Annotated in this window: 11 protein-coding genes and 1 pseudogene; 8 read left to right on the top strand and 4 right to left on the bottom strand. The window is 44.8% G+C overall.

The window, feature by feature from the left end:
* Window positions 1–568 precede the first annotated feature (568 nt).
* Complete coding sequence (locus AM228_RS26150; RefSeq protein WP_054469849.1) at window positions 569–2,161, top strand: hypothetical protein; 1,593 nt, start codon at window positions 569–571, stop codon at window positions 2,159–2,161.
* Between the two features lie 203 nt (window positions 2,162–2,364).
* Here the strand turns inward: AM228_RS26150 and AM228_RS26145 are convergent, their stop codons facing one another.
* Complete coding sequence (locus tag AM228_RS26145) at window positions 2,365–3,792, bottom strand: NADP-dependent isocitrate dehydrogenase (protein ID WP_054469848.1); 1,428 nt, start codon at window positions 3,790–3,792, stop codon at window positions 2,365–2,367.
* A gap of 791 nt (window positions 3,793–4,583) precedes the next feature.
* On the opposite strand from AM228_RS26145, the gene AM228_RS26140 reads away from it, so the two are divergent.
* From AM228_RS26140 to AM228_RS26125, 3 genes are all read left to right on the top strand, one after another.
* Window positions 4,584–5,354 carry a response regulator transcription factor gene (locus tag AM228_RS26140; protein WP_054469847.1) on the top strand — a complete coding sequence of 257 codons (771 nt, stop codon included), beginning with the start codon at window positions 4,584–4,586 and terminating at the stop codon, window positions 5,352–5,354.
* A 418-nt stretch (window positions 5,355–5,772) separates the two neighbouring features.
* Window positions 5,773–6,267 carry an adenylyltransferase/cytidyltransferase family protein gene (locus AM228_RS26130; RefSeq protein ID WP_054469846.1) on the top strand — a complete coding sequence of 165 codons (495 nt, stop codon included), beginning with the start codon at window positions 5,773–5,775 and terminating at the stop codon, window positions 6,265–6,267.
* A gap of 200 nt (window positions 6,268–6,467) precedes the next feature.
* Window positions 6,468–7,187 (top strand): GUN4 domain-containing protein, encoded by a 720-nt coding sequence (locus tag AM228_RS26125; RefSeq protein ID WP_054469845.1) that lies wholly within the window; start codon window positions 6,468–6,470, stop codon window positions 7,185–7,187.
* Window positions 7,188–7,320: 133 nt separating this feature from the next.
* On the opposite strand, the gene AM228_RS33610 is transcribed toward AM228_RS26125, so the two are convergent.
* Window positions 7,321–7,482, bottom strand: coding sequence for a hypothetical protein (locus tag AM228_RS33610; protein WP_156332070.1), 162 nt, complete (start codon window positions 7,480–7,482; stop codon window positions 7,321–7,323).
* Between the two features lie 54 nt (window positions 7,483–7,536).
* Here AM228_RS33610 and AM228_RS26120 point away from each other — a divergent pair, with 54 nt between their 5' ends.
* The 3 genes from AM228_RS26120 to AM228_RS26110 all read left to right on the top strand — a co-directional run bounded on the left by AM228_RS26120 (window position 7,537) and on the right by AM228_RS26110 (window position 13,731).
* Entirely contained in the window at window positions 7,537–9,120 is a 1,584-nt protein-coding gene (locus AM228_RS26120) for a GAF domain-containing sensor histidine kinase (protein ID WP_054469844.1), read from the top strand.
* A 393-nt stretch (window positions 9,121–9,513) separates the two neighbouring features.
* The gene (locus AM228_RS26115; protein ID WP_054469851.1) at window positions 9,514–10,902 is read left to right on the top strand and encodes an IctB family putative bicarbonate transporter; all 1,389 of its coding nucleotides are present in this window, start codon (window positions 9,514–9,516) and stop codon (window positions 10,900–10,902) included.
* A gap of 822 nt (window positions 10,903–11,724) precedes the next feature.
* Window positions 11,725–13,731 carry an ATP-binding protein gene (locus AM228_RS26110; protein WP_054469843.1) on the top strand — a complete coding sequence of 669 codons (2,007 nt, stop codon included), beginning with the start codon at window positions 11,725–11,727 and terminating at the stop codon, window positions 13,729–13,731.
* Between the two features lie 43 nt (window positions 13,732–13,774).
* On the opposite strand, the gene AM228_RS26105 is transcribed toward AM228_RS26110, so the two are convergent.
* Entirely contained in the window at window positions 13,775–21,430 is a 7,656-nt protein-coding gene (locus AM228_RS26105; RefSeq protein WP_054469842.1) for an Ig-like domain-containing protein, read from the bottom strand.
* Between the two features lie 191 nt (window positions 21,431–21,621).
* Here AM228_RS26105 and AM228_RS26100 point away from each other — a divergent pair, with 191 nt between their 5' ends.
* The gene (locus AM228_RS26100; RefSeq protein WP_082349122.1) at window positions 21,622–24,756 is read left to right on the top strand and encodes a cadherin-like domain-containing protein; all 3,135 of its coding nucleotides are present in this window, start codon (window positions 21,622–21,624) and stop codon (window positions 24,754–24,756) included.
* Window positions 24,757–25,056: 300 nt separating this feature from the next.
* On the opposite strand, the pseudogene AM228_RS34585 reads toward AM228_RS26100, so the two are convergent.
* A pseudogene (locus tag AM228_RS34585) lies at window positions 25,057–25,457 on the bottom strand (DNA methylase); the annotation flags it as partial.

The following is a 25,457-nucleotide window of genomic DNA, read 5'->3' as shown; positions in this document are numbered from 1 at the left end:
TAATTGATGACACGCCCTAGCTTTGATTTAGCTTTGATTTAGCTTTGATTTAGCTTTGATTTAGCTTTGATTGACTTCCACTGTGTTCTCACAGGGGGTCAGTCTTTATCCCGGCTTTGGTGTGTTGCTACGTCTAAAGACAGATCAACGGCTAAGATATAAGTAGAATATAAGTAGAATATAATATAAGTAGAAGTCTATAAGTAGGCTTCCGTATAAGGAGTATGGCAAGGCGTGAGGATGCCGCCTGAGAAATCACTCAGAGAAATCACCCAAATAAATCACCCAAATAAATCACCCAGAGAAATCACCCAGAGAAATCATCCAGAGAAATTTTGGAGAAATTTTGGAGAAATTTTGCGGGTTGCGGGTTGCGGGTTGCGGGTTGACAAGAAAAGGTGTTTTTTTGCAGAATCCTCAACAGCCAAGCCTCAACGGAGAATCAATCAAGAAGTCTAGATATTGTCCGAGTGATGAGCAGGCGATCGCAGCGTCGATTTCCTCTCAGCACATATTGACTCATAATTATTCAGACTTTAGAAAACTGTGATGAATTTAGGACGTTGTTATGTCATCGGAAAATCAGCTACCTGTTTATCTGCGTAATCTCAGAGCCAAACTACGCCCTTTGCGGCAACCGCTGGTTTGGGGATCGATCGGATTTTTGGGTTTGTTTACTATGTTTAGTTGGGAATTCTGGCTTAACTCCACGGAATTTTTCACCGACGGAGAATTTAGTCTAGGATCGTTGGCGGATCCGGGGGAAACAGAAAGTCAAGACCAGGCCCAGGAAGCGATCGCCGCTGATATTGATAGCTCATCAGTCCTCAAAGAAGATATGAAGCTATTGGAAACTCCCCCGCCAATTTTGCCCGACGTTGGCGGATTGCCCTCGCAAAAACCCAAAAAGACCGACAATCTTAAACCGTCGAGATCAACGCCGATTCCCCCAACTGAACCCTCAGCCAATCCGCCAACGAATCAAAATGTTCAGGGATTGTCTAATATTTTCCTAAGTGGCAACCCTAATACTTTGCCAGTCAATGAATTTTTGAAAGCGAATGATCCAGGCAACGGGATCGGTGGCATGAATCCTCAGGGGATGAATTTATCGTTAGGAAACAGTGACAGAAATGGCAACACAATCAGTCCTAATGCTACTGAAGTAGGGACTGGAAATTTGGGCATGGCCATGAGTCCATTGCAAGAAGCGATTATCCGCAGATCGACCAGCAATAGTAGATCAAACCCAAGTGATCTCCAGGCTCCACCGACTTCCACTCAGGCTCAAGGCAGCCGTAATAATCCTCCTGGATCTGCTTCTGGGCTTTTAGTCTCTCCCGTACCAGTGGATACAAATCAGAACACAGGGTCGAGCATATCCACGTCCAGCATATCCAATCCCACAAATCAACTTTCACTCTTAGCTCAAACAAATCAAACAAATCTTTTAAACTTTTCTGGGATTGCCAACACTACCCCTGGGATATTTCCAACTTCTGCCCAACCTGGTCTCAGAGATTCGGTCAACCCAAGCGCTGAATTATTAATGCCTCTATCACCGGCATCAAGTCGGGGAGTCAAGGGCTCTCAAAGAGGTTATAACTCTTATAACCAGCCACTCCAAAGCAATTCTGCCGATGCCAACAGTGCCGATTCCTACAACTCTTATCAATATCTCTTAGAGTCTAGTCCAAGCAATCCGACTACAGGTGGGATGAACTCTGGGGGATTAGTCAATCCCAGAAGCGTACCCGCTTCAAGAAATGCGATTCCCTTTCCGGATCCGCTGCGCGGAATCGCCCCACAGACTTATCCACAGACTTATCCACAGACTTACAATCAACTCAATTTGCCCCCGAATCAATCCCAGCAAAGCACTGCCAACGGTCAAAATTTAGGGATTATGACCCAACCTTCTGTTCCCACAAGCACTCAGCCATTGGCACAGCCAACTCCGACTCTGCGTTCAGTCCCCATCCCGCAGGGTTTACCAACAACAATCCCCAATGCCAACGGGCTGACAGGTTCCTCCCTTAATCCCACCCAGTCAGCGGCTCCCACTCAACCGCAACAACCTACATCCCCGTTTTCGGTGCCTCGTCCAATTCCGGGGCGCTATATCGGCGGTGGAGAGATTAACACTTTCTCCAATCCTTGATAGTGTTGCTAGGTCATTTCCTGGATAGTCATTTCCTGGATAGTCATTTCCTGGATAGTCATTGCTGATTCATTCACAGGATATCGTGGCGATCGCATCCCCAAAAAGCGAAAAACCCCCTTTTACTTTTTGAGTCAAAGGGGGTTTCTTAAAATAGATATCGATGATATTTTCCCGTCGAGAATTAATCTCTCAATGGGAAATTAATCGTTAAAGTGAGCAATAATTGCATCAGCAAATTCAGAACATTTTAGCGGGGGTTCTACCGGAGGTTCCATTAACCGAGCCAAATCGTAGGTTACTTCTCGGTTGGAAATCGCGGCACCCAGACCTTTTTTAATCAGATCAGCCGCTTCCTGCCAACCCATATATTCCAACATCATCACCCCGGACAAAATCAAAGATCCTGGGTTCACCCGGTCAAGACCAGCGTGTTTCGGTGCGGTGCCGTGGGTGGCTTCAAAAATGGCGCATTCATCGCCAATATTCGCACCTGGCCCCATTCCCAGACCACCGACCACGGCGGCAGCGGCATCAGATAGATAATCTCCATTCAGGTTCATCGTCGCCAGAATTGAATACTCTGACGGTCGAGTTTGAATCTGTTGGAAAATACTATCGGCAATCCGGTCATTGACCATGACTTTTTCTTTCCATTGGCCATTTCCGTGGGTATCCCAAATCGCCTTAAGAACATCTTCGACTTCTTGGCGAACTTCTGCTTGCTTTTCACTGGTCAGGTTGTCATAACCGGGATCAATTTTGCGAGCATTGTCCTCTAAGGTAATCTCTGGGTGCCGCTCTTTGTTGCTGAGAATCCAGGATTCTCTTTCGGTGACACAACAGGAGCGAAACTCCGTGGTAGCTAATTCATAGCCCCAATCACGAAAAGCACCTTCGGTGTATTTCATAATGTTGCCTTTATGAACCAAGGTCACCATTTGCTTTTCTTTCGGCAGACGCAAAGCGTGTTGAATCGCTCGACGAATCAGCCGTTGTGAGCCAGTTTTACTAATCGGTTTGATGCCGATACCAGAGTCTAAGCGGATTTGTTTCTTGCCGTGTTCTGGGGTGGCGGGAATTAACTCTTGATTGAGAATTTGAATCAATTTGTCAGCAATTTCGCTGCCTTGGCGCCACTCAATTCCTAGATAGATATCTTCGGTATTTTCCCGATAGATGATCACATCCAGTTTTTCTGGATTTTTGTGGGGAGATGGCGTGCCACTATAGTATTTACAGGGACGAACACAAGCGTATAGGTCGTTAATTTGCCGTAACGCGACATTCAGAGAACGGATGCCGCCCCCAATTGGGGTGGTCAGAGGGCCTTTGATGGCCACACCATATTCTCTAATGGCCTGGAGGGTATCTTCCGGTAAATACTGGTAAGTTCCATAAGCTTCACAAGCTTCATCTCCGGCATAAACCTTAAACCAGCTAATTTTTCGCTGGCCTTTGTAAGCGGTTTGAACGGCTGCATCGATGACTTTTTGTGAAGCTGGCCATAGGTCAACCCCTGTGCCATCTCCGCGAATAAATGGAATGATGGGGTTGTCGGGGACAATGGGTTGCCCATCTTTAAAGGTGACGCGATCGCCAGTGGTGGGGGGAGTGATTTTCTCGTACATACTGCCCGTTGAGTCTAGTTAAAACTAGACAATCCTTCTTTGGTAGACTACATCATGCAATGCTTTCAGGTTTTGTTTCTTAAGCATTTTTCCTGAATTTTGCCCCTAAAATCTCGAAATTTTGACAATTTCGCGCTCTTTGGTTCAGCCATTTGTAGGGGCAAAGCATCTTAAGTAACAATCTTGAAGATTCTCCAATCAAATTTCAGCGAGGTAATTTCGATGCCGTAGACGCGAAGCGGCATCCGGTCGGGTAGGCTATATGCTTTGCCCTTACTATGTTTCTGGTCAACCCACTCTTCCTTTGTATGATTTCTTGTTCGCACACTTCTCCAGATCGACTTATTCTCATTTGCGTTCTATCATTTTTTCCGTCGATCTATCGCGATCGCGGCTGGGTTTGCCTAACGCCTAGAACTCTCAATAAACTTGTTTTCACTTTCGACTTAGGATGACAAATTCCCTAAACCGGGGAAGCCTTGAGATTCCTTGAGAAAATTTAGTCATATTTTGTCTCAAAATTGATTGGATCTACTTATGATTAAGTTTTCTTGATCGAGGTTATTAGATAATTTGAAGAAAATATCTTAAATAAATCTCAAATATTAAGATTTTATAACATTTGCTAATTTTTGCTTTTTATAAAAATTGATTGTATTATAGGAGCCGGAGCGTTTTTTGAAGAAAATCATCTATGATTAAATCTCAAAAAGATGAGAAACAAATTTTGTAAAAAATTCTCTTGAATAATATATTGAGATTATCTCAATGAAACCGGGAGCCAAAATGAAATGAAAAAAATTTTAATTGTGGATGACGATCGCACTATGCGAATTACTTTACGAAGACACCTAGAAAATCAAGGGTATATCGTTGCTGATGCCAAATCTGGGGTAGAAGCGTTAAAATCGTTAGAGGCGGAAATGCCAGATTTGATTGTATCGGATGTGATGATGCCAGACATGGATGGATTTGAATTTTGCCGACGACTACGCACGACGCCATCAGGTCAATTAATCCCTTTTATATTTTTAAGTTCTTTGGGAGAGCTTGATGACCGCATAGAAGGCCATGAAATTGGTGGCGATGATTATTTAATTAAACCCTTTGAACCCAGAGAATTAGTAGCAAAAATTGAAGCGCAATTAGAGCGGAGTCGCCGGATTTATTCGGAAATTATTCGATTAATGCAGCATATGGCGGGAGGATATAAAAATGTGAGTTCACCCTCTGTAATTTCCCTTTCAGAGAAGATGACCCATCCCCTCAATAATCGGCTTGATAATCAGTCCAATTTAACTCCCAAAGAATACCCAGTCACCTCATCGATATCGGAGACTTCCCCAGACCGTTTGCCCTTGACCCCGGCGGAAGCCAGAGTTTTTTGGGAAGTGATTCAAGGCTGTACAAATAAAGAAATTGCCGAACGTTTATTTATCAGTCCTCGGACTGTACAAACTCATTTGCGTCATATTTTAAGCAAATTAGATTTGGAAAATCGTGGTCAATTAATTCGGTTTGCTTTTGAACATGGATACGAGTCCGCTCCTGATGCTGAATAACTTAGCAATATCAAATGCTGGGTTTCCCTGATTTCGGTAGTTGTCAGTTATCGGTTATCGGTTATCGGTTATCGGTTATCGGTTATCAGTTATCAGTTATCAGTTATCAGTTATCAGTTATCGGTTATCGGTTATCGGTTATCAGTTATCAGTTATCAGTTATCAGTTATCAGTTATCAGTTATCAGTTATCAGTTATCAGTTATCAGTTATCAGTTATCAGTTATCAGTTATCAGTTATATTGATAGCTAATAGCAGATTAAATGATAGCTATTAAGCGATAGCAAATGTTTGCTTGCTGTGAATAAGGCATCACCTTTTGAACACTCACGAATCCTGCAAACGGTCAACGGTCAACCATCAAGCGTCAACCATCAACCATCAAGCTTCAACCATCAACCATCAACCCTTAAGCGTTATGATTTCTGGTCTTTATACTTTGGATGAATTAACTCAGGCGATCGCCTCTGAACCGGATCGGTGGCGTCCTCTAGTGTTTAGCAATGGGTGTTTTGATTTACTCCATGTGGGTCATGTGCGCTATTTACAAACCGCCAAAGCTTTGGGGCGATCGCTCGTTATTGGTTTAAATAGTGACCAGTCCGTACAAACAATCAAGCCATCCACCGCCGGAAAACCCTCGCGACCAATTGTGCCAGAATTACAAAGGGCTGAGGTACTCTGTAGCCTCAAAGCGGTTGATGCCGTGGTGATCTTTAATCAACCCACCGCTACCACCCTGATTTCATCTCTGCAACCGGATATTTATGTCAAAGGAGGTGACTACACCCTGGAAACTCTGCCGGAAGCCCCAGTGGTTCAGGCTTATGGGGGTCAGATTGAACTGGTGAAAGTGGAAATCAACTCATCCACCACCGGGATCATTAATCGGATTTTACAAGCACAGAAATAATCAGCAGGTCTAAGATAATGAGACAATAGGAACATCTGAGGTTTCAACCTCATATCCAGTGGCACCGATTGCTTAATGCTTCCAGGTTCATCCCCCGCCTAAGCGCGCTTCGCGCAGGCTCCGCGCCTTCGCGGGGGCAGGGCCTACTGGGTTTACTTGTACCTCTGAAAATAGCAACTGTCGATCCTCAAAAAGCCTTCATGACTGACTCAACAACTTCTGCCATACCGGATGCTGCTTTGGATTTTGCCGAACTGGCTTCCAACTTAAGAACGAATAATCAAAAAAATCAGATCAAGGTGATTTCTCATCTGGCCAAAGCTGGTGGGGATGGTCTGAGAGTGTTGCAAGAATTTTTGTTAGAACGCCGCTCAACCACCCCGAACTTCGTCGATGGGAAAGTTTACCAAGTTCTTTATACATCGGCAGACCCGGTATCCGCTGAATTTTTGCGTTCCACATTTCCCCACGGTCTGCTCCCAACTCCGAGCGATCGCCAGATCGACTACAGTCTGTTACAAAAGCTGCTGGCCGCTGCGGATTTCCAATCCGCTGACAAAATCACCATTCAATTACTTTGTGAATTGGCAGGTCCTGCTGCCGTCCAGAGAAAGTGGTTATATTTTACTGAAGTTGATACGTTTCCCGAAACGGATTTACAAACCATTAATACTCTGTGGCAGTTGTACTCCGAAGATAAGTTTGGATTTTCTGTCCAACGAGAAATTTGGCTGGGTGTCGGGAAAATGTGGGATAAGATGTGGCCAAAAATCGGCTGGAAAAATGGCAATAATTGGACAAGATATCCCCAAGAGTTTACTTGGGATTTGACAGCCCCTAGAGGTCATTTACCTCTTTCCAATCAGTTACGCGGGGTTAGAGTGATGGAAAAACTCCTTTCTCATCCAGCATGGAAGTAGTCACCCAATCCCAGAGATTCGGCACCCAAAGATTAAGCTTTGACCTGCGATCGCGCTTCGGCGTTGCGGATGCAATCTCGCTCGTTGTTCGGCAAATTTTTTTTTGCAGCGCAAATTGCAGATATCTAAAGGCTTAGATTTGGTGCCGATCATCTAGCCAAATCTGCCAGAACCAAACCCACGGCAAAAATCCCACGGCAAAAATCCCACGGCAAAAATCCTCAAGATCGTAGCGGCAAGAGATTTGTCCTCGGCGGTTCTGCCGTTCACTAGAAACATTATGGCCAATCGCCATTGAATAGATTTATTGAATAGATTTCATTGTTGTCTATGGCAACCTTAAACTCTTATGGTAGTACCAGACAATCAAGAATTTGCTTATTTTGATAATTCTGCCAGCCCATCCCCAGAAGAATCTGGATTGCTGTTTGCAGACCGGGGTCTCTTGGATCGACACAGCTTGTTTATCTTGCAAAAGGCGACTCAAGCGAGTGCAGAATTTTTAGATATCCCTTTATGTATTGTTGGGGGAGTGCAAAAAGATCGGCGCTTGAGACAGCTTGCTGTAAATTTTGCTGACGTTAACTTTGAAGAGATCGAATTGTTGCAAGACTTGGCGAATAAGTTACCAAAAATTTCTCTGCAAGAGGCTTTTTGGCAACAGGTTTTAGCCAGTCAAATTGTGGTGACAATTCGAGATACTTTGAAGCAAGACCAGTGGGCGAAGTCGATGGCGGTTCAAAATTACGGAATTCGGGCTTATGCCGGAGTGCCTTTGCTGTCCTCCAAAGGGGATTGCTTGGGAGTTTTGATGGGCATGGATCTGTCTCCCCGTCAATTTACGGCTAAAGAAATTCAGTTTTTGGAGTTGACCGCTCGCTGGATTATGAGCGAGTTAGAACGGAGCAAATTGGCGCGAACGCGCAGGAGCCTTGCGGATGCAATATCGCCTGACACAACTCACACTCCAGTTAGCTCTTTTTTGCCTGACTCATTGCCAGATATATCCGTAGATGATGATACTTCCCCAGCCAGTAATGATGAAAAATTTGGGCTGAAGAATATTTCTGACTTGGTTTTGGAGAAACTCATCGGTAGCATGACGCAAGAAATGCGGAATCCCTTAACTTCGGTGACAGGAATGGCCAAAGTTTTAAATCAAGAAGTTTATGGACATTTAAACGACAAACAGAAAGAATATCTCCAGATTATTTATGACAGTGGTCGCTACTTGGTATCGTTGCTGGATGAGTTAGTGTCTCTGCGGAACTTACATGACCAAACCCCGGATCTTGATCTGGCGGCTGTGGATATTGAAATGCTTTGTCAACAAGTCCTTAATCACTTGGAATTGGAAGCTTCTCGACGCGGCCAAGAATTTCGTCTGTCTGTGGAACCGGGCGATCGCCTAGTTCTCATAGATAAGTCTAAAGTCTACCAAATTCTCTATCAGATGTTGGCCAGGGTAATTTCTGTGGCGCATCCGGGAGGAGTCGTGCGGCTTCATGTTTCCCGCAAATCTGATATTTTAAAGATGATTATTTGGGTTTCTCATCCCTGGTTAGGAGATGGTTTCAATCCAATAGAAATGCAGGATATGGAGTCTGAGGAAATGCCCTTGAACCCAGCTAATGATGAGTCAGAATCTCTGAAGCCAGAAAAAACCCTGGAAGCTCTTTTTTCTACTAGGCAACCGGCATCAAATATGCTGCAATTCTTTCAAAAGTTAATCTCTGAATTCAAGGCATTATATGATTCAGACTGTCAAACCGCAAATCCAAATGACCTATGCTGCGTTAAGCTTTCCCGGCAAGATTTAGGGTTTTTACTCAGTTGGGAGTTAACCAGGCAGCATCAAGGACATATTGTTTTAGAAGGTTCCCCTAGTTCCGGTTATCGATATTTACTTGAGTTCCCCCTACGGATTAACTAAGGTGAAATTATCAGGGAAGATTGGGCTAATTTTGAGTGAGTAGAACATCTAGATTTTGGCGTTACAAAAAAGGAGAAAATCCGTGAAATATTCATTTTTGTTTGGATTTATGAAAATTTATGATCCTAGTTATTATTAGAGATAATTTTTTCTGATCGTGCCAATTTAATAGGAAGATTGAGTATATCAAATTATAATATGCCATTTTTCATAAGAAATATGAATATGATATGATTGGTCATAAAAAAATCATGATTAAAATGGTATATTATAATATTAAATCTCAATAAATTAAGATATATTTAATATTCAGGTTTAAATTGAATAATAGATTGATATAACCGGCAAAGAATGCTAAAAATAGGATTTAAATCAAAAATAAGTATGCAATCGATGAATTCACTTTGGCAACAAGTAACCCTGTCAAATTTGCCCATCTACCGATGGCAAAAAGGAAGCTATTTATCTCGTTTATTTGTGGGTTCTTTGGGTCGTTGGCGCTCCAGCAGTTGGTTGATGCAATGGTCAGAAGCAATTGGTGCGTTGTTATGTGCTTTGATTTTTGGTCTGTCGCCTTTTGTTTCCACGGCTTTGATTGGAGTGTTATTGTTGGCCGGGGCTGGTTATTGGCTGCTGCTGACTGTCGCCGATGAGGGTGAAATGGTTTTTACCCCGATTCATTTGTTGGTGTTACTTTATTGGGCTATTGCCACAGTCTCGACCGCAATGTCGCCGGTGAAAACCGCCGCATTTAGTGGCTGGGTTAAGTTGACCCTTTATTTGATGATGTTTGCACTGCTGGCAAGAGTGTTGCGATCGCCCCGGATTCGTTCACTCCTAATCGGTCTTTATCTGCATACTTCTCTGATTGTGAGTGTGTATGGGATGCGACAGTGGTTTTTTGGCGCCCCGCCTCTGGCGACTTGGACCGATCCCACCTCTTCTATGGCCGGTGTGACGCGAGTTTATAGCTATTTGGAAAATCCCAATCTCTTGGCTGCTTATGTGATCCCGGCAGCGATCTTCGGCGTGGCAGCGATCTTTGTTTGGTCTGGACTGCTGCCGAAGTTGCTGGCGGTGACGATGACTGTGGTGAATTCATTCTGTTTGCTGTTCACCTGGAGTCGGGGGGGATGGATTGGTTTGGTGGTCGCCAGTTTTGTTTTATTGTTGATGTTGGTTTATTGGTGGAGTCCCAAGTTACCCCCCGCCGGTCGGAAATGGGCGCTGCCTGGGGTCTTCGGCGGCACCGTCACGGTGCTGCTTTTGGCTTTTCTGTTTGTGGAACCGTTGCGCGATCGCATCGCCAGTATGTTTGCCGGTCGTTCTGATAGCAGCAATAATTTCCGGATCAATGTTTGGCAGTCGGTAATCGAGATGATTCGCGATCGCCCGTTGTTAGGCATTGGACCGGGCAATAATGCGTTTAACAAAATTTATCCCCTTTATATGCGCCCCAGGTTTAGTGCTTTGAGTGCTTATTCTATCTGGTTAGAAACCGCAGTGGAAACGGGCATCATTGGCTTAATGACTTTTATCTGGCTGCTGGTCGTCACCTTAAATCAAGGCTTCCAGCAACTACAACAACTGCGAAATCAAGCCAATCTTCAGGGCTATTGGCTGATGGGGGCGATCGCGATTATCGTCGGTATGCTGGCTCATGGTGTCGTTGATACGGTTTGGTATCGACCCCAAATTAATACCCTTTGGTGGCTGGTGATGGCGATCGTGGCCAGCTACTATCCCGATCCTCGTCAGGCATCGAATCAGGTTGTTTCCTAAAGAGATTCCGTTGAGGGGTGATCGATCCCACCCCCCAACTCCACTGATTTTGTTAAAATTTATGACGCTGGCCATCAAGCCAGGGAATGTAAATTAGGGAATGTAAATTTGCGAATTTATCCATGTCAACCTTTTCCCCTTAAAAATTTTTTGATCTATTTTGTCAGATAGAGCCAATTTAGACTAAGTAAAAACCCTTAAAAATAGCCCAATCAATGAATATGAATGAATATGAATTAATATGAATAAATATCAAGGCGTGGAGCGCTTCATCCCTCAAGCCCACCCACCGGCGAAGGCAAGCAAAATCAGTGCCGACGGCCTTTTCCCGATCCATCCGGACTGATAATTTTTACCCAGGCTTAAGGAGCGGAGCCTCCTTGATCCCTTCTGGTTATTGGGGAGTCAAGAACCCGGACTGATTCAACCTGATTTTTTAGCTTATGCTTCCCGGCGATGTTCCAAATCAATTCAGTACAGTCTCCGGTAAATTACACGACGATCTCTCGTCAAACAGACTGGAATCAGGGGACAGAGAATAATCTCTAACGAGAAAATAAATCGGCAGATTAAGGATTCAGATCCTCTGGGTTCGCCCACGGCGAATCATCAACGGTCAGCACGGTCAAAATCCGTTTGATCAAATTTTCCTAAAAAAATCGGATTCCTGTGCAAGCTCTAAAACACGCTCTAAAAATTTAATCAGAAAATTTTGAGCTTTTTGAGTTATACCATAATCAGTAGAGACCTATCTACCCGATCCAATTTCTTTCTTGATGATTGTGGTTGGAAAAAAGCATCCTTTCGAGTTAGACAATTGCTATGTTTAAACCCGGTCGTTCATCCTTTCGTCGTATTCTCCTCACGCGGATTTTACTGTTGAGCATTCCTGTCTTGCTGATGGGAGAGTACACCACTTATCGGAAAGCTCGTTCCGCCCTCCTGGAAACTGCCCGCCAGAACCTAACAGAAAGCGCCATCCGCAAAGGACAAAGTATTGAAACATCTGTTAAAGCCTTAGAAGCCAGCTTATTAACCGCTACTGAAGCCACGGTCTTGCAGTCAGAAGAAACCGCAGCGATCGCCCAATACCTACAGACCCTTGATGAACGACTGCCCACCAAAGTGCAATGCACCCAGTTAACCGACATCGCCACCAATAGAATCATCGCTAGTACCTGTGGATCGGCACCGATTTATCGTCAACTGCCCCTGGACAAGTGGCAAAATCCTAGTCCAGATTCTTCTCTGGTGGATGTCAGCCTACAGTTGTCCGAAAATCAGCCATCATCCTCAGAAGAACGTCAGAGAAACATGAGGATGGTTTTCTCCGCCCCGGTGTTTCCGGGCAACGTAGTTTCTGGGGGGAATATACGCTATGCCTTAAGCCTTCTGTCAACTTTGGAACAAGAAACCGTGGGCAAGCGAGGGTCTTTGACCGGACAGACCGTAGTGATTGATGTGTTTGATACCACCTATCAGCAGGAAAATGGCACAATTGTGGAACATTTGAGCCCCGATCGCGCTGGGACGAATATTGCGGAGGAAGCAGACGCCGATCGCCTCAGAAGTATTGTCAGAAACGCGATCAGCGGTAAACAGGATTTTGTCCATTTATTTGACTTTGAAGCCCCAGGCATCGAGTTGATTTCCGGATATACCGCGATCGCCTCTCCTGTATCTCCAGACAAAAGGTGGATTATCTTAGCGGTGACTCGACTCGACAATGCTCTAGCCGGTCTCAAAGAAATTCAGAAGGTCTTATTTACCTTGATTTTTAGCCTCATAGCTGCCAACTTGGTAGTCACTTGGTACTTAACTTTGGAGTTAGCCCGTCCCATTGAACAGTTGCAAGCTTATGCCTTAAACGTACATCGCCGCCAAACCGAAGGTGACACTGGCCCAATTAAACTCAAAATCACTGAATTTCAACAATTAGCTGATGCCCTTGATACGATGGTCGAGCGCCTGAAAGCTTGGGCGACAGAACTGGAAAGCGCATGGCAAGAAGCAAAAGTAGCGAACCAGCTAAAAAATGAGTTTTTGGCCACCATTTCCCATGAACTAAGAACGCCTTTGAATGCGATTATTGGCTGCATTCGCTTGGTGCGGGATGACTGCTGTGATGACCGGGAGGAAGAGGTGGAGTTTTTACAGCGAGCCGATGATGCGGCGATTCATTTGCTAAATATTATTAACGATATTCTGGATATTTCTAAAATTGAGGCGGGGACTCTTTCGGTGACATTAGAGCCGGTGGATGTCAGCCGGATTATTAAAGAAGTGATTGAAATCCAAGAAAATGCGATCGCCCAGAAGGGACTGCATTTATCCGTCCAAGAATACCCAGAACCTCTGGTGGTGGAAGCCGATCCGAGCAAGCTGAAGCAGGTGTTATTAAATTTAATGAATAATTGCATTAAGTTCACCGACACCGGGAGTATTACCATCAGCACTCGTCTGGAATCCAGTTATACGGAAGTAATGAACCGCGTTTCCACCACCACGGAAACCCTGGATGGCAGTGGCAAAGGGGCGACAGATGTGGTGATTACTTTAAAAGATACCGGCATCGGTATTGCTTTGGAGCAACAACAAAAGTTATTTCAACCCTTTGTGATGGTGGATGGTTCCACCACTCGGCGGCATGGGGGCACGGGTTTGGGGTTGGCGATCGCCCGCAATTTAATCGAACTGATGGGCGGCACTATTATGTTGAACAGTAAAGGAGTCGGTCAGGGGACGACGGTAGAAGTCGCTTTGCCCAAAGCTAATCTCCTGCCGTCCTCTGCCCTGAAAAATCCCTCTGTAGGGGCGAACAGTTTGTAGGGGCGAGACAGCTTTCCGCCCGAACAGCCACTCTGGGGTAAACCTACAGGGGTAAAACTGTCACCGTCACCGCTGGATCTACCAATAAGGTGGCAATGTTCTCTAGTCCAGCCTGACCAAACTTGTTTAAGCCGTTTTCCGTTCCTAGGGGCACAAATCCGATCGCCGCCACCGTATCTCCCTCGTTGCCAACTACTGTGAGGATGCCATCTTCGGTGATTTGGGTCAGGTCTTCTGTGTCCAGAGTTAGAGTATTGTTGCCAAACCCCGTCAGGTCAATTTGCGAGATTTGAGAAATGGGCGGCTGCGGGAACGCTCGCAGGTCGAGATTAACGTTCGCCCCAGAAATCCGCAGGATGTCTTTACCAATGCCGCCACTGGCATTTTTGAACAGAATATCGCTGACTACTAAGACATCATCGCCAGGACCCCCCTGCAAGTCATCTTGACCCCCACCACCAATCAGCACATCATTGCCTCCTTTACCTAACAGGCGATCGCCTTTCGCCGTCCCTGTCAGTAAATCATTTTCATCGCTGCCCTCGACGTTGAAGCCGCCAAAATTCACCGTCACCCCTGGGGTGACTAATACCACTTTCGTCTCATCTTCAAAAATAAACTTATTTAAACCTCCCTCGGTTCCAGCAGATAAAAAGTCTGGCAACTCCACCACATCTCCCTCACTCGTCACCTCCCCAAGTTCATTCACAATCGGGGGATTTGCTAACACTACTAACGGCTGGTCTTTATCAGGAATTGTCTTAAGATTCGCCCCGCTGATTTTTATGGTATGATTGCCCGCACTGGTCAGGTCAATTTGTTCAATTCCCCGGATAGAAGGAATGGGAAATGGACTGAAATCTAACTTGATATCTTCAGTGCTATCAATCCGCAGCACATCGCTGCCTGAACCGCCGCTGATCCGATTAAACCCGACGTTATTTAAAATAATAATATCATCCCCTAAATCCCCAGAGATATTGTCAAAACCACCGCCACTGGATAACACATCATTGCCACGTCCACCAACTAGGACTTCTGCGGCGGCTGTCCCGGCGATGTTATCATTGCCCTCATTCCCTTTAATGAGTTGACCGCCTTGATAAGCCGGAGTGCCAAAGACAAAATAAGACGGCCCAGGACATATTTTATCGTTAGAATGTTGGATTTCTGTTTCAATTGTTAAATCATCAAATCCATCGCTATTGATGTCTTTACCCGCCCGCAAGGAAATTGTCACTTGATTACCGCTAGGGGCGATCGCAAATCCGCGATTTCCCAAATTTGCCAAATCCACTGTTGGCAGGGCAATTGGCGGTGGCAAAGGAAATATTAAACCCAACGGATCGAGAAATGCTTGAATTGGGTCACGCTGCCCCGCATTACTTTTCCCAAAAATCATGTATGATGGGCCAGAAGCCCGTAACGGATCAGCCTTCGGGGGCGATACAATTAAATCCTTTAAACCATCTCCATTAAAATCACCCCCTGGGGCAATACTAAAATTAGTAATATCCCCCAAACTAGAATGATTAATTTTAAATCCCGCACTGCCTAAATTTTGCAGATTTACATCAATACTTTGCTTTTCATTCTTACCAAATACCACATACGCATCTCCCGGCAACAACACTCCCGGTGTGTCTGACTTCGGTGGCCCAATAATCACATCATCCAAGCCATCCCCATTCACATCTCCCGCTGGTGTTATCTGTCGATTTGATAAATCTTCCGCCAAATTAACTAAACCAGTGCCGGGGTCAAATCCGGCAGGATTATTAATCGCAAATCCCAACGGTTTTGGCTCAGGATAAGTTAGGCCAAAAAACTCAAACACTTTTTTAATTGCCTGCTGAACTGGGGTCAGCGGCGGTGGATTCAAATCATTGAGATTAATCGATCGCTCATCTTCTTTACCAAAAATAACATAAATTTTTGAAGCAATTTCACTGGGATTCTTTCCGGGAATTAGCAGAAAATCTTGCTTTTTGTCTCCATTGATATCCCCAGCAGGAATACTAGAAAAATCCCGTAAAGCCTGCACGGGCTTTTCGGGTTTTCCCGTGGCAGGATTAATTTTTTCCTGACCTGTGGCTGGGTCAATTACCGGGTCACTGCCGAGATAATATCCTGCCGAACCCAATGCATCTAAATTAACGGTTTTGCTGTTATTCTTACCAAAAACAACATAAGATTTATTAGAACTACTATTTGGGTCGGGGTCAGCTTCAATTACTAAGTCCGGCAAGTTATCTCCATTTGTGTCCCCCCCGGCAGAAATTTTGCGACCAGCTAAAGTTTCTTTATTGCTGGTAATATCAAAACCGCGAGGCTGGGAAGGAAAAAATATTTGAAACGGGTCAATTCCCGATAGAATTGGGTCACGAGGCGGGGCTGCAAGATTGGTTAAATCAATGGGCTGTTCGTCAGATTTACCAAACACAACAAAGGCACTATTTGAGCCAAATCCAATGGCTGATTTTTTGGAAAATCCAATCAATAAATCGTCTTTTTTATCCCCATTAATATCCGCAGTGGGTAAGACATCACGACCAGCAAAATCAACTACCGGCGTTCCTAATACGGGAGCAGAGGTAATGGCAAAACCAACTTTCGGAGGCCCGAATAATTCCGCTAAATCGAATTTTTGCGGCGCGGGATTATTTAAGTAAGGAAAATCAACCGGCTGGTTATTATTTTTGCCAAACAGGACATAATACGGCCCATAATCGGGGATATTCGGATTAGCAATGGGAGCCTTGACGAGTAAGTCTGTCCATTTGTCGCCGTTAAAATCCCCGGCTCTGATGATGGGACGACCGGCTTGATCGAAAGTGCCAGTGCCAATAATTTTAAACCCTTTAGTGCCCAGATTTTTGACGTTGATATTACTGGGAGGAATGGTGGGTAATGAACCCCCTAATAAACTTAATAAAGAGTTTAAAAATGGCGTGGCGTTGCTGTTGGGGTCTTGGCCAAAAACAATATAGGATGGAACAGAGTTTCCTATTTCAGGAATTTCCTGAAAACTGTTAAACAGAACGTCTTCTAATTCGTCGCCATTGAGGTCGCCAACGGGCATTGTTGCGTAGTTGGGTTTGTCCCCAGCATCCGCAGGGTCTTTGGCAAAAATCCGATAACCTGTACCACTTTCGGCGGGGTCTTTGGTGAGGTCTACGTCGTTGCCATCTTCTTTGCCAAAGATGAGAAAATTTTTGTCGGCGTTGACATCTTTAACCACTAAATCAGGCAGACCATCACCGTTAATATCTTCAGCGGGTACTATGCTGATATTGACACATTTTTCTTCTCCGTCTCCTTTGGTTTCTCCGGTGATTTCAAAGCCGCCATCACCTGCTACAAGGGTTTCAATATCTGCGGTGTCAGTGACTTCTATATTGGCAGTTAGGGTGGTGGGTTCTCCTTGTCCATTGTCTATGGTGAAGTCAAAAGAAGCCGGTCCCACATAACCTTCATCAGCGATAAAGGTAATTTCGCCATTTTTTAGGGAAACTTCACCGTTGATGGGGTTGGAAACTTCGGCGATCGCTTGGTTGTTGGTGGTGAGTTGAATTTGAGGAACTTTTAGGGGTTTGCTGAGAAAGGCTTTTAGGGGGTTGTCCGGGGTTCCTACCGGGGTAAGGACGTTGATGCTGAAAGTCTGGCTGGCGGTTTGGACCCCCCCTGCCCCCCCTTCAAAAGGGGGGGAATCGTTTAAGGTTAGGGTAATTTCCGCAGTCCCTGTTTGTCCCGCTGCGGGGGTAATGGTGAGGATGCGGTTAGCCCCTTCTCCAGTTATAGAGAAACCGGGTTTCTGCGTTAACTCTCCTGTTCCAGCGGAAGTATCTGGAAGAAACCCGGTTTCTGAGTTAGGAATAAGGGCAGGATTTGAAGAACTGAAAGAGAAACCGGGTTTCTGGGTTTGCTGGGTTAAGGTTTCTGTGAGAATTTCACTGTCCCCAATGTTGACTGCCACACTGATGGGACTGTCTTGACGGGTGGAAACCGCCAACGGAATTGCTTCAATGGTTAATTGATCGGGAACGTTAGTCACCGTTAGTTCGATGCGTCGATCCAATATTTGACCATTGGCATTCGTCGCCCGCACAATAATCGGTATGACTGGGGTTTGTTCAAAGTCGATCGCTGCACCTGGGGCAACTTGTAGCTGTTGGGTGGTTGTTGGTTGTTGGTTGTTGGTTGGTTGTTGGTTGGTTTCTGAGGTTTCTGAAATTACAAATTTGCCACCGGCATCGTCTAATAAGCTAAAGGTGGCACCTTCTGACCCTTCCGGGATGCTCAAAGTACCGACTAGGGTTCCCCCTGGGCTATTTTCCGCTACTTGCCGATGGCGGGCTCCCCCGCTCCCCGGCTCCCCGGCTCCCCCGCTGATGATAATATCTGTGGGCGGTGGGCCGGGGTTTTCCTCGTTGGCAATGTCCGTCAGGGGAATATTGAGGACTTTTTCAAAGGCGTCGCCGTTGTTGGTGGTGACTTGAATTCTAATCGGGATGGTGGGGGTGGCTTCAAAGTCTAAGGCAGAACCGCCATTAGCCACAATCAGCAAGTTGCCGAAAATGGCAAATCTTCCTCCGGCATCATCTAATAAGGTGTATGAAAAGAAACCGGGTTTCTGCGTTGACTCTCCGGTTTCAGCCGAGGTATCTGGAAGAAACCCGGTTTCTGAAATGGTGGATAAAAGACCGATTAGGGTGCCGTTGGGACTGTTTTCGGGAATGCTGCTGTTGGAAAGGGCTAAATCCGCGATCGCTGCTGGTGGGGGCAAGACCGTAAAGCTAAAAGTCTGAGTAGCAGTCTGACTCCCATCATTTAAGTTAAGGGTGATTTCGGTAGTACCCGACTGTCCGGGGGTCGGGGTAATGATTAAGCTGCGGTTTGCCCCTTGTCCAGTGATAAAGAAACCGGGTTTCTGTGTTAACTCTCCGGTTTCAGCGGAAATATCTGAAAGAAACCCGGTTTCTGAATTGGGGACTAACCCAATATTTGAGGAACTGCCTGTAATGATAATCGGCCCGGTGGCAATTTCCGCATCCCCAATGGTGATGGGGATGTTAGCTTGGGTGTCTTGAGGAGTGGAGACAGGGGCAATTTTCGCTATGGATAATTGATCGGGTACATTCAGCACGTTGACGGTCAAAACTTGGTCTAAGGTTTGACCATTGGCATTTGCTGCCCGAACTCTAATCGGAATTGTTGGGTTAGTTTCAAAATTAATATCTGCACCAGGGGCAACTTGAATTTGTTGTTGGTTGCTTGTTGCTTGTTGTTGGTTGGTGGTTGGTGAAATGACAAATTTGCCACCGGCATCGTCTACTAAGAAGAAGGTGGCGCCTTCTGACCCTTCCGGGATGCTCAAAGTACCGACTACGGTTCCCCCTGGACTATTTTCGGCTACTGTAGGGGTGATTTGCGAACCGTCCCTACTGACGATAATTTCCGTGGGCGCAGGACTGGGGTTTTCTTCATTCACCAGGTTAATTAAGTCAACGGTGACAGGTTGAGAGAAGGTTAAACCTGCTGCGGTGGTGACTTGAACGGTTAAGGGAATATTGGGAGTTGTTTCAAAATCTAATAAATCCCCACCATTGGCGACCACAATTTGATTGCCAACAATGGCGAAGCGGCGATCGGCATCATCAGTTAAAGTGAAGGTGGCGGCAGTGCGATCGGCCCCCGTGGTGGATAATGTGCCAACAATCGTCCCATTAGCACTTTTTTCGGCAATGTTGCTATTTGATAACACCACCTCTGTGACTGGCGGCGAGACCCTAAAGCTAAAAGTCTGAGTAGCAGTCTGACTACCATCATTTAAGTTAAGGGTGATTTCGGTAGTACCCGACTGTCCGGGGGTCGGGGTAATGATTAAGCTGCGGTTTGCCCCTTGTCCAGTGATAAAGAAACCGGGTTTCTGTGTTAACTCTCCGGTTTCAGCGGAAATATCTGAAAGAAACCCGGTTTCTGAGTTGGGGACTAACCCAATATTTGAGGAACTGCCTGTAATGCTAATCGGCCCGGTGGCAACTTCAATATCCCCAATGGTGATGGGGACGTTAGCTTGGGTGTCTTGAGGCGTGGAGACAGGGGCAATTTTCGCTATGGATAATTCATCCGGCATATTCAGCACGTTGACGGTCAAAACCTGGTCTAAGGTTTGACCATTGGCATTTGCCACCCGAACCCGAATCGGAATTGTTGGGTTAGTTTCAAAATTAATATCTGCACCAGGGGCAACTTGGATTTGTTGTTGGTTGCTTGTTGCTTGTTGTTGGTTGGTGGTTGGTGAAATGACAAATTTGCCACCGGCATTATCGACTAAAGCAAAATTAACCGCCGTTCCCGTGGAATCAACAGCCGCTAAGTCCCCGACTACGGTTCCCCCTGGACTATTTTCGGCTACTGTAGGGGCGAGCACAGGGGCATCGCCCCTACTGACGGTAATTTCCGTGGGCGCAGGGCCGGGGTTTTCTTCATTAATTAGGTTAATTAAGTCAACGGTGACGGGTTGAGAGAAGGTTAAACCCGCTGCGGTGGTGACTTGGACGGTTAAGGGAATGTTGGGAGTTGTTTCAAAATCTAATAAATCCCCACCATTGGCGACTACAATTTGATTGCCAACAATGGCGAAGCGACCCCCAGCATCATCTACTAACAAGAAACCGGGTTTCTGCGAGAAACCGGGTTTCTGCGTTGACTCTCCGGTTTCAGCCGAGGTCTCTGAAAGAAACCCGGTTTCTGAAGCCGAGGTGTCTGGAAGAAACCGGGTTTCTGAAGCCCCCGTAATGGATAATGTGCCAACAATTGTCCCATTAGCACTTTTTTCGGCAATTTTGTTGTTAGAAATTACCAGGGACAAGAAACCGGGTTTCTGCGTTGATTCTCCGGTTCCTACTGTTTCAGCCGAGGTGTCTGGAAGAAACCCGGTTTCTGAGACTAACTCGACAAAGTTTGAGGCGTTCAGGGTGATGCCTTTGCTGACCCCCCCTTTGATGATGGCCAGAAATTCCCCAGTTAGCCGATTTTGAATAATAATATTGTCTGCGTATTCATCGACCCCTGGGAAGATATTCAGTTGTTCAAATTTCAGGCCATTAATTAAGCCAATAAAATCTTTTTCTAGACCAAAGTCTAATAACCAATCGGCGTCAGTAATTTCTGGGCCGCCTGTCCCTTGACCAATGACAAAAGTATCGTCCCCAAGACCGCCGAAAATGCTGTCAGCCCCTTTGTCTCCATAAATTAGGTCATGGTTGCGATCGCCATAAAGGATGTCATTGCCGATACCTCCGCGCAAAGTATCGTCATTTTGGCCGCCGTAAATTAAATCTGCCCCTTCATTGCCATTGAGAAAGTCGTTTTCCGTGCTCCCATTTAGGGTGTCATCTCCTTCACCCCCGAAAAGCGCATCTTGACCTGAATCACCAAAAATTAGGTCATTCCCTTTGTCACCATAAGTCGTGTCATCGCCGTTATTTCCCAGGAGGGTATCGTTGTCCTGTCCACCACGCAGTAAATCATTACCTTCTCCCCCATCAATTAAGTCTTTGTCTTCGTTACCATTGATGGTGTCATCTCCTGATAGGCCGTTGATGGTATCATCCCCAACGAGTCCTAAGATTTCGTCTGCCGCGTCTGTGCCTTGTAGAAAATCTTTGTCTAATGTGCCGATAATTAGTGCCATTTTCTTACCGTTCCCCAATGCGCTTTTATGATGGGCGGATTCTAGATGATAATATTAATTATTGGGGATGTCTCTTAGACTTTTGTCTATTTTTTTACTCAGTGAAGATTATTTTACCACAAAGACACAAAGGACACAAAGGGTATTTTAAGAGGTAAAATAAGAAGAGATGTTAGTCGCTGGTTTTTGTGATGATGAACTTAATCGATTTTCAAGCAGCTACAGAAAATTTATTGGCCAATTCCCTAGGGGAAGTCTTTTCTTTAGCAACTCCTGACCTATTTACTCCTCTTTCCTCTCGCTTCTCTCCGGCTTCCCCTGCCCTGGCAATGGCTGATTCACCTTTGCCAGAGATATCCCCAGAGATAAATGTTGGGCAAAAGCGAGAACCTGATGCCGCAAATGATACAATTATTATTAGTGAAAATACTTCCACAGTTATTGAACTGCTCAAAAATGATTTTGGAGATTTAGATGTAATTATTGGCAATGATGGTACTAATTTTTTATGGCAAAATAATGGCAAAGGAATTCTGACTAATGCGGGCAAGTTGGGCAGTTCTTTTAGTAGCGCGATCGCCTTGGGTGATTTAGATAAAGATGGGGATTTGGATGCTTTGGTCGGCAATTATGGTAAAGCAAATACGGTTTGGCTAAATGATGGCACAGGGGTTTATACCGATAGTGGTCAAAGTTTAGGCGATTCTTTGACGACCGCTGTTGCATTAGGGGATTTAGATGGAGACGAAGATTTAGATTTATTTGAAGGCAATAATCGTCAAGGAAATAAGGTTTGGCTGAATGATGGCACAGGAAAATTTACGGATTCTGGGCAGAGTTTGGGCAACTTTTTTACTACCGCGATCGCTCTTGCGGATTTGGATGGCAATCAGACATTAGATGTGTTTGAAGGAAATGCTGGTCAACCGAATCGAATCTGGCTAAATAATGGCAGTGGAATATTTACCGATAGTGGTCAAACTTTGGGCAATTCTTTTACCAAAGCCGTAGCCCTGGGAGACTTAAATGGTGACAATAATATTGATGCATTTATTGGCAATGCCGGACAACCAAACCAAGTTTGGCTGAACCAAGGTGGGGGCGTTTTTATTGATAGCCAACAAGCCTTGGGAAATGCGGTGACGGTTGCGGTAGCTTTGGGGGATTTAAATGGAGATAAACATCTGGATGTATTTGTCGGTAATGCCGGACAACCCTCAGAAGTTTGGCTGAATGATGGGTCGGGAAAGTACACCAATACTCAGCAAAAACTAGGTAATTCATTAACTCAATCGGTGGCTTTGGGAGATTTAGATAATGACCAAGATGTAGATGCTTTTTTGGCCAATAAATTACAACCGAATAAAGTTTGGTTAAATGATGGCAGTGGTAAATTTACTGATAGTGGTCAAAACCTGGGTAATGCGGCAAGTTTAGCTGTGGCTTTAGGGGATGTAGACAAGCTCAGATCCGATACTTTAAGATTGATTAATAAACCCACTAATGGCACGGTTCAACTAAAGCGAGAAACTGGGGAAATTGTTTATACTCCGAAGCCAAATTTTAATGGAGATGACCAATTCAGTTATCAAGTTTTTGATGGTGGCACTTACAGCACCACCGCTGAGGTAAAAGTGACGGTTTTGCCGGTGAATGATGCCCCTTTTATCGCCATTAATTCGGGAATAAACCTGTCACCGGAATTGAAAAAGCCTCAACCAATTACCAAAGCCCAATTGCAAGTGATGGATGTGGAACAGTCAGCGGCAGAATTAACTTATACCCTCACTGAGTCACCGACTATTGGGACTTTCAAATTAGGGGAAACTGAGTTAACTGTGGGCAAAACCTTTACCCAAGCGGATATTGATAGCAATAAATTGACTTATGAACTGACTAAATTAGAAAAACCTAGCGATCGCTTTTCCTTTACGGTCAGCGATGGGCAAGGGGGTGAATTAGTTCCTCAAACATTTAATATTAATATCGGTGGGGCAAATATTCCCCTAAATTTGGTGACAAATCAAGCCTTAACTTTGGATGAAGGCAGGGATGCGGCGATTACCAAAACTAATTTAGAAACGGTGATGTTGGGTGGGGAAAATATCCTCTATACTTTAACAGCCCTGCCCAAAGCTGGGAAGTTGAATAAGAATGGAACTGAGTTAAAATTAGGAGATAAGTTCACTCAAGAGGAAATTAATAGTAACACAATTACTTACAAACATGATGGCAGCAAAACGGTGACAGATATATTTTCCTTTACGGCAACAGCACCGGGTATTCCGGCAATTACGGGCAGCTTTAATATTGCCGTAGTTCCATTAGATAACAACGAAAATATTAACGTTGGTTTTAGTGTGAAGGCTGGGGAAACTGCGGCGATTAAAACGGCAAATTTGCCCGGAATCCAACCACAGAATAACCCGGAAAATAATCCGGTGGTTTATACTTTAACTTCTTTACCGGAAAACGGCACTTTGTTGGTGAATGGTACGCCGTTGGGGTTGGGAAATACCTTGACTCAAACCCAAATTAATAATAATGAAATAAATTATCTACACAATGGCACAGAAACGACCAGCGATCGCTTTACTGTGACGATATTTGATACCAAAGGTAATTCGATTACTACGGAGTTTAATATTACGGTCAATCCGGTGAATAATCCTCCGGGTCTAGAGATCAATAATGGGATGACCATCAAACCAGGGGCGATCGCAATTATTGGGGAAGGGGCTTTATTTAGTCAGACCACAGAAAAAGCTGAGATTCGTTATATTCTCACGAATACCCCCACCAGTGGTACGTTAAAATTAGCAGAAAATCCTTTAAGTCCAGGGATGGTTTTTACTCCCGCTGATTTGGCAGCAAATCGGCTGACTTATCAACAGGAACTTCGGGACGCAAAAAGCGATGTTTTTACCTTTAATGTGGTGGATAGTCAGGGTGGAGAAACTCCGGGAACATTTAATATTACTATTACCCCGACGAATGAAAGTCCGACGATGATGACTTTACGACAGCTTACTCTGAGAAAACCCGGAAAACCAGCGGTAATTAATCAGAGTTATTTACAGGCGATCGACCCCAATAACGATCCGTTTACTTATACCCTGGTTTCTGTTCCCGCGAGTGGCACATTGTTGCTTAATGGCACCCCATTAAAAATTGGGTCGAGTTTTACCCAAGATCAGGTGAATAACCATCAGTTGATTTATCAAAATACTAACGGCAGTGTGAAAAAGGACTTATTTAGTTTTACCGTAGCTGACACATTTGGCGGCAAGCTGAATAATCAAGTCTTTAATATTGCGATCGCGTAAAAATTGTTGTTTGTTGATGGTTATTTGTTGTTTGTTGATGGTTATTTGTTGTTTGTTGATTGTTGATTGTTAATTATTGTTTATTCAATCTGTAGGGGCAAAGCATAAAGCCTGACGGCATAGCTTCGCTTACCGGGCAAAGGATTTATGGGTAAAAACAGACAATTTATTACCCGAATGCTTCGCCCTAACATTGTTGATTGTTGATTGTTGATTGTTGATTGTTGGTTGTTGGTTGTTAAATTGACTCTGTAGGGGCGAAGCATAAAGCCTGACGGCATAGCTTCGCCCCTACAGAAATCATAAAATCGTCAATTGTTCATAAACCACCTTAGCCTTAATCTCATCCATTGCTGACCACAAATCCAGCAAATTCCGTTCTTCGGAAATGCGTTTTTTCTCATCCCCAATCCGGGGAATAGCCTTCAAAGCAACCTCGATCGCCTTCATAAAATTATCATTAGTCACCAAATTGGTATCTTGCATAAACTTACGGACTGCTTGGATATCGTTTTCCTCCTCATAAATAGCGACGATCGCGTGGATTCCATCCACCAAATAACGGCAAGAAAAATCTTTGGCTTCGATGGAAAAAGCCCGTTTTTTCCATCGTTGGGTTGGAGTTAAGAGTTTACAAGTACCTCCAGAAGCACTTAGCAATTTATGAGTTTTGTCCAAGTCGGACACATTAAAACCGCCAA

Origin of the sequence: Planktothricoides sp. SR001 (genome assembly GCF_001276715.1) — a bacterium.
Classification (GTDB): domain Bacteria; phylum Cyanobacteriota; class Cyanobacteriia; order Cyanobacteriales; family Laspinemataceae; genus Planktothricoides; species Planktothricoides raciborskii.
The sequence above is the reverse complement of the archived record's forward strand: the minus strand, read 5'-3'. Positions and strand labels throughout refer to the sequence as shown.

Excerpts from the sequence above, each read along its gene's own strand:
- AM228_RS26150 (WP_054469849.1), top strand. The coding sequence starts at position 569 with ATGTCATCGGAAAATCAGCTACCTGTTTATCTGCGTAATCTCAGAGCC.
- AM228_RS26145 (WP_054469848.1), bottom strand. The coding sequence starts at position 3,792 with ATGTACGAGAAAATCACTCCCCCCACCACTGGCGATCGCGTCACCTTT.
- AM228_RS26140 (WP_054469847.1), top strand. The coding sequence starts at position 4,584 with ATGAAAAAAATTTTAATTGTGGATGACGATCGCACTATGCGAATTACT.
- AM228_RS26130 (WP_054469846.1), top strand. The coding sequence starts at position 5,773 with ATGATTTCTGGTCTTTATACTTTGGATGAATTAACTCAGGCGATCGCC.
- AM228_RS26125 (WP_054469845.1), top strand. The coding sequence starts at position 6,468 with ATGACTGACTCAACAACTTCTGCCATACCGGATGCTGCTTTGGATTTT.
- AM228_RS33610 (WP_156332070.1), bottom strand. The coding sequence starts at position 7,482 with ATGGCGATTGGCCATAATGTTTCTAGTGAACGGCAGAACCGCCGAGGA.
- AM228_RS26120 (WP_054469844.1), top strand. The coding sequence starts at position 7,537 with ATGGTAGTACCAGACAATCAAGAATTTGCTTATTTTGATAATTCTGCC.
- AM228_RS26115 (WP_054469851.1), top strand. The coding sequence starts at position 9,514 with ATGAATTCACTTTGGCAACAAGTAACCCTGTCAAATTTGCCCATCTAC.
- AM228_RS26110 (WP_054469843.1), top strand. The coding sequence starts at position 11,725 with ATGTTTAAACCCGGTCGTTCATCCTTTCGTCGTATTCTCCTCACGCGG.
- AM228_RS26105 (WP_054469842.1), bottom strand. The coding sequence starts at position 21,430 with ATGGCACTAATTATCGGCACATTAGACAAAGATTTTCTACAAGGCACA.
- AM228_RS26100 (WP_082349122.1), top strand. The coding sequence starts at position 21,622 with ATGATGAACTTAATCGATTTTCAAGCAGCTACAGAAAATTTATTGGCC.